Annotated in this window: 5 protein-coding genes; 2 read left to right on the forward strand and 3 right to left on the reverse strand. The window is 46.5% G+C overall.

The window, feature by feature from the left end:
• Together GXO76_08505 and GXO76_08510 are read right to left on the reverse strand one after the other, a co-directional pair.
• The coding region (locus GXO76_08505; protein NOY77895.1) for a hypothetical protein at positions 1-321 on the reverse strand (321 nt) is incomplete at its 3' end.
• Positions 322-502: 181 nt separating this feature from the next.
• Positions 503-919, reverse strand: a complete 417-nt coding sequence (locus GXO76_08510) for a hypothetical protein (protein ID NOY77896.1) — start codon at positions 917-919, stop codon at positions 503-505.
• 290 nt (positions 920-1209) lie between these two features.
• Between GXO76_08510 and GXO76_08515 the strand changes: the two genes are divergently transcribed.
• Complete coding sequence (locus tag GXO76_08515) at positions 1210-1629, forward strand: DUF1761 family protein (protein NOY77897.1); 420 nt, start codon at positions 1210-1212, stop codon at positions 1627-1629.
• A 42-nt stretch (positions 1630-1671) separates the two neighbouring features.
• On the opposite strand, the gene uvrB is transcribed toward GXO76_08515, so the two are convergent.
• The gene (uvrB, locus tag GXO76_08520; GenBank protein ID NOY77898.1) at positions 1672-3654 is read right to left on the reverse strand and encodes an excinuclease ABC subunit UvrB; all 1983 of its coding nucleotides are present in this window, start codon (positions 3652-3654) and stop codon (positions 1672-1674) included.
• Between the two features lie 280 nt (positions 3655-3934).
• Between uvrB and GXO76_08525 the strand changes: the two genes are divergently transcribed.
• On the forward strand, positions 3935-5737 hold the full coding sequence (locus GXO76_08525) for a hypothetical protein (protein NOY77899.1): 1803 nt from the start codon (positions 3935-3937) through the stop codon (positions 5735-5737).
• Positions 5738-5987: the final 250 nt, after the last annotated feature.

Here is a 5987-nt window from a genome sequence, read left to right on the forward strand (position 1 = left end):
CTTTTGGGTACGGATGCTTCGGACCTTTTTGCGATAACAGTCGGAATAAACAGCCACATATTCCGGTGTTTTTCCAATAAATTTGGACGCCGGTGGATTGGGCTGCAGAATGTAAGCCATAAAAACACCGACAATCCCCCCGAAAAAACCAGCCGCAAGCCACAGTGCAGGATTGGTAAATGCCTGGGCATCGGCTTCCGCTTGCTGACAGGCCTGCACACGTGCATCCTGCGCAAAAAGCGTGGTACTACCAACCAAAAGAATCAGAACCAATCCAAACACAAGAAAGGGTTTTATTCGTTGAAATGAAAGATGAGGCATTTTTCATTCCTCCTTGGCCTTCTCTAAAAACGTTCTTTACTCCCAGAGGACAGGACCATGCTCAACTGCTACTTCATACTTCCGCACTTTCACCCAAATGGTGGGGAATATGATTCTAAAAAAAAGACCTTTCACCCGGAGCAAAAACGGTGAAAGGTCCACTGATCATTTTTCAGAAAAATCAATACGTTGTGGTTGCGGATGTGGCGGCGGCTACCACCAAAACCCAGTAAACCACATAAAATGCTGCTGCCGTTCCACATCCGAGGAGGGCCTTGTGCGTCTGGATATTTTTCGCTTTTGCCCGATAACAATCCGTGTAAGTGGCCACATACGTGGGTGATTTTCCCACTAATTTGGAAGCCGGGGGATTGGGTTGAATGGCGTATGCTGCCAGCAGACCGATTACGCCGCCCAAACAACCCGCTGCAAACCACAATGTACCATTCGTATCCATGGTGGCATCCTGTTCAGCCTGCATGCAGGCATTCGTGCTTTCATCCTGAGCAAAAATCAATACAGGATTCATCACCATCACCGCAATTAAAAGAATGGATAATACCTTCAGAACATTTCGAAATGTTACCCCAGTGAACATAGAACCTCCTTTTTTTTGTGAATGGATTACTCTGGAAAGAAACTTCGATTGCATTTTGTTATTCTAATATAAAGATATTTAAATTTCTTGTCAAGGATTTTTTTAAATTCAACAAAACATAAGTATTTACAAAATTTTAGTTGCACTTTCGACGATTTTTTTTATCTTATTAAGAAAAATGGCAGCAACGAATTCCTCCAAACACAAAATGGGCGATTTCTGCTGCCCTCTTTTTCTAATTTTAGCCAAAAAATCGGCTAATTCCCCAAAATGGTGAAGGGAGGTTTGGTATGGCCACTTTACTGTCAGCCCTGTTCGGCGGCTTCATTTCTTCTGTCGTGTGGTTTATTCTTGGCGGTGCGCTCTATATGAATCCTTTTATTGCGAAAATCTACCACAGCACAGAGTACTCCCCTGCTGTAAAAAAATGGCCCAATGTGCCGCAATACCTGGGAATGATGTTTTTATTTACATTTGTGCAGGGATTCTTCTTCGCCCTGGTTTATCTTTTTATGAAATCCAGTTTGCCCGTGGAAACCATTTCCAGAGGCCTGGCTTTTGGGCTGGTGCTCATCGCAATTCGAATAATCCCCCGTTTTTTGGACATGTGGATTCAAACAACGTATCCCAACAGGCTGCTTGTCGTTGAATTGCTCAACGGCAGTATCGGCAGTTTTATTATGGGATTGGCTCTGGCGTATGTGATTTAAGTTTTTATGTCTTCGTGTTGTGGCAACCGTTAACGGTTCAGCTCAGCTGTTTCTTAAATGTTTAATCTCATCGCGAAGTTCAGCCGCCCTTTCGAATTCCATGTTAGCGGCGGCCTCTTTCATCTGCTGTTCCAGTTGCTCAATCATCTCTTCGCGGTCCATTTTTTCGGAGGGGATCAGGCGTTTTCTGGAGGATTTTTCCCATTTGGCCGATTTGGAATCGGCCACACGGGTAATGCCCATGACTTCCTCAACCGATTTGTAAATGGTTTGCGGGGTGATGCCGTGTTCCTCATTATATTTCCGCTGGATGGCCCGGCGGCGGTTGGTTTCTTCAATCACCTTCCGCATGGACTCTGTAATCGTATCGGCATAAAAGATAACCTTCCCCGCCGCATTACGCGCCGCACGGCCGGCCACCTGCATCAGGGACCGCTCTGAGCGTAAAAAGCCTTCCTTGTCGGCATCCAATACAACTACCAGCGAAACCTCGGGAAGGTCCAATCCCTCACGCAAAAGATTGATTCCCACCAGTACGTCAAATTCGTGAAGCCGCAAATCCCGCAAAATTTCAACGCGCTCGATGGCAGCAATTTCCGAGTGCAGGTAGCGCACCCGGATCCCGACTCCCGTGAGGTAATCCGTAAGGTCTTCAGCCATCCGCTTGGTCAGAGTGGTGACCAGTACGCGCTCTTTTCGTGCCGCCCGTTCCCGAATTTCTGCAATCAAATCATCAATCTGATTCTTCACCGGGCGCACCTCGACCTCCGGGTCCATCAGGCCGGTGGGGCGAATAATCTGTTCCACGACCACGCCGCCGCATTTTTCCAGCTCGTAATCCGCCGGTGTAGCCGACACAAAAATCACCTGTTTCACAACCGATTCAAACTCTTCAAAAAAAAGCGGGCGGTTGTCCAGCGCAGAGGGCAGCCGGAATCCGTGCTCCACCAGCACCTCTTTCCTGGACCGGTCGCCCCGGTACATCGCCCGAATTTGAGGCACCGTGACGTGGGATTCATCAATAATGGTCAGGAAATCATCGGGAAAATAGTCCAGTAGCGTGTAGGGCCGCTGGCCGGGCTTACGCCCGGTCAGATGGCGGGAATAATTCTCGATGCCCGAGCAATAGCCCAATTCCTGCATCATTTCAATGTCATAATGGGTACGCATCTCCAAACGCTGCGCCTCCAGCAGCTTGCCCTGGGATCGAAATTCCTGAAGACGCTCAGCCAATTCCTCCCGGATGCTGACAATCGCGCGCTCCAGGGTTTCCGGGGTCGTCACAAAATGTTTGGCCGGGTAGATCGACACCCGGTCCAATTCCGAAAGGACTTCGCCTGTAAGCACGTCAACGGTAGAAATCTGATCGATCTCGTTGCCGAATAACTCCACCCGGATGGCTTGTTCTTCGTACGCCGGGAAAATCTCCACAACATCTCCGCGGACCCGAAAGGTTCCCCGTGTAAAATTGATGTCATTTCTCGTGTAGTAGATATCCACCAGCCGCAGGAGGATTTCATCCCGCTCAATGCGTTGGCCCACATGGAGCGGCAACAGGAGTTTCTGGAATTCCCCGGGTGATCCCAAACCGTAGATGCAGGAAACCGAAGCGACTACAATTACGTCATCCCTCTCCAACAGTGCAGAGGTTGCCTTCAGGCGCAGCCGGTCAATTTCGTCATTAATGGAGGTATCCTTTTCGATGTACGTGTCCGTTTGCGGCAGGTAGGCTTCAGGCTGATAATAATCGTAGTAGCTGATAAAATATTCGACAGCATTGTCGGGAAAGAGGTTTTTAAACTCACCGTACAATTGGGCGGCAAGGGTTTTATTATGGGAAATAACGAGCGTGGGTTTCCCCACATTGGCGATGACGTGGGCCATCGTGAACGTTTTTCCCGATCCCGTTACACCCAGCAGGGTCTGGTAACGGTCGCCGCGAAGAATTCCCCGCGTGAGCTCTTCAATTGCCCTCGGTTGATCGCCCTGAGGACTGTAGGAACTTTTTAGATGGAATTTGGCCACGATTCAAAAAACCTTTTTTAACCCAAAGGGTCCCTTTCGAGTGATCGGACAACATCTGCTTCCCATTTCCACTTCTAAATATAGACAGAAAAGGAAAGGTTTTCAACCCAAATGTCCTCAGAGAGGGGCGGGTTTTTTCACAAAAATAACTTGCTTTTCCTGAATTTAAATATTAACTTTTTATCTGTCTTATGTCCGCCGGTAATGCAACCTATTCGTTAAACAGGCGTTATTTTTTATAGCAGGCGGAATTTAAACGGTTGATGAAAGGAGTATTTTTATGGTAATGAAGAGAATGCGGGAACACACCAAGGCATTTCTTGTGTTTCTTGTACTTGCATTTGTCGGAACAATTATTTTTAGTTGGGGAATGGATGTAACCGGCATCAAACATCGACCCAATGTTCTGGGTGAAGTGGCCGGAAAAGAGATTCGCTTACAACAATACTATCAAGCGCTTCAAAATAGAATTGATTCTTACAGACAACGGACCAATAAAGACCTGACCGATGCTGAACTCAAACAGCTTCAAAACCAGACATGGGAAGCCATGGTTCAACAGATTCTGCTGGGCAAAGAAATCAAAAAGCGGGGCATCGTTGTAACGGATCAGGAAATTCTTTATAATCTCCAGCACAATCCACCGCAGGAATTACGCCAGAACAAGAGCTTCCAGACCAACGGCAAGTTCGATATGAACAAGTATTATCAGGCAATGCAAAACCCGCAGAACGATCAGTTCTGGATGGGTGTGGAAGATTATTTGAGAAGCTATTTGCCGTACCAGAAACTACAGGATATGATTTCTTCTTCCGTCATTGTTTCTAACGAAGAAGTACGCTGGGAATTCATTAAGAAAAACGAAAAGGCCAAGGTCAAATACATCTACTTCAGCCCGACAAAATTTATCGATACGCCGATTACCGTGACCGATCAGGAGATTAAGGCCTACTACAAATCGCACAAAGATGATTACAAAGAGCCTGAAACGCGAAAGATCAAATATGTCATTTTCCCGGTGAAACCCACCGCCAGCGATACGGCCGCCATTTACGCAGAAGCCAATCGAATTATCAAAAAGCTGAAAAACGGGGCGGATTTTGCAGAGATGGCTTCGACATTCTCCGATGACGCCGGATCGGCCCAAAAGGGCGGCGACCTGGGTTACTTTGGAAAAGGGGTGATGGTTAAGGAATTCGAAAAAGCGGCCTTTTCCGCAAAAGTGGGACAGATTGTTGGTCCCATTAAAAGCAGCTTTGGACTGCATATTATTAAAGTTGAAGATAGAAAATACGAAAACGGCAAACTCAAGATTCGTGCGCGGCACATTCTCTTGAAATTTGAACCCAGCGAAGAGACCAAAGACTCCGTTAAGGGAAAAGCCGCCTATTTTGCATCAAATGCCAAAGAGGAAGGGTTTGACCGGGTTGCCAAACAGGATACAACGATTCACGTAAAGGAAAGTCCCTATTTCAGACGGGGCGGATTTATTCCCGGAATCGGCTTTAATCAGGACATCGCCAAGTTTGTCTTTAAAAACAAACCCGGAGCCATCAGTGAAACACCCTTTGAAACCAATCAGGGGTACGTTGTGGTCGAGGTGGCCAGTGTCAAGAAAAAACACATCAAGCCATTGGATGAGGTCAAAAACCAAATTCAAAATATCCTTTTGCAGAAAAAGCGGAAAGAAAAGGCCGGGCAGTGGGCCGCAGCCGAACGGGCCAAAATGCACAAACCGGAGGATTTTGAATTGGTGGCCGCAAAGGATTCGCTAACCATCAAGGAAGCCGGGCCTTTTACAATGGATGGTTTTGTTTCGGGTGTGGGAAACGATCCCGACTTTAAAGGAGCCGCCTTTCATCTGAATGTTAATGAAATCTCTCAACCGGTTGAAACCGTGAAGGGTTACTACCTGATCAAACTGCTGGAAAAAACGTCTTTTGACCAAAAACAATTTGCTTTGCAGAAGGATCTGATTCGCCAACAGCTCCTTCAAAAGAAACGCCAACAAGCATTCACTGAGTGGTACAGTCAACTGAAGGCAGAAGCCAAGATTAAGGATTACCGGGATCAGGTTCTTTAGTCATTCCAAAAGGAATTATCCAAAAAGGCAGGTTTAAAACCTGCCTTTTTTATTGGGGGGATTCGTCACCATAAACCATCACCATAATAAATTATGGTGATTGTACAAAAAAACGATGCCTTAAAAAACGTTCATTTTTGAATGCTGCCTTGAACTTGAACCATCACCATAATAAATTATGGTGATCGTACAAAAAAACAATGCCTTAAAAAACGTTCATTTTTGAATGCTGCCTTGAACTTGAACCATC

The sequence above is a fragment of the Calditrichota bacterium genome (assembly GCA_013151735.1).
In the GTDB taxonomy this organism is placed as follows: domain Bacteria; phylum Zhuqueibacterota; class JdFR-76; order JdFR-76; family BMS3Abin05; genus BMS3Abin05.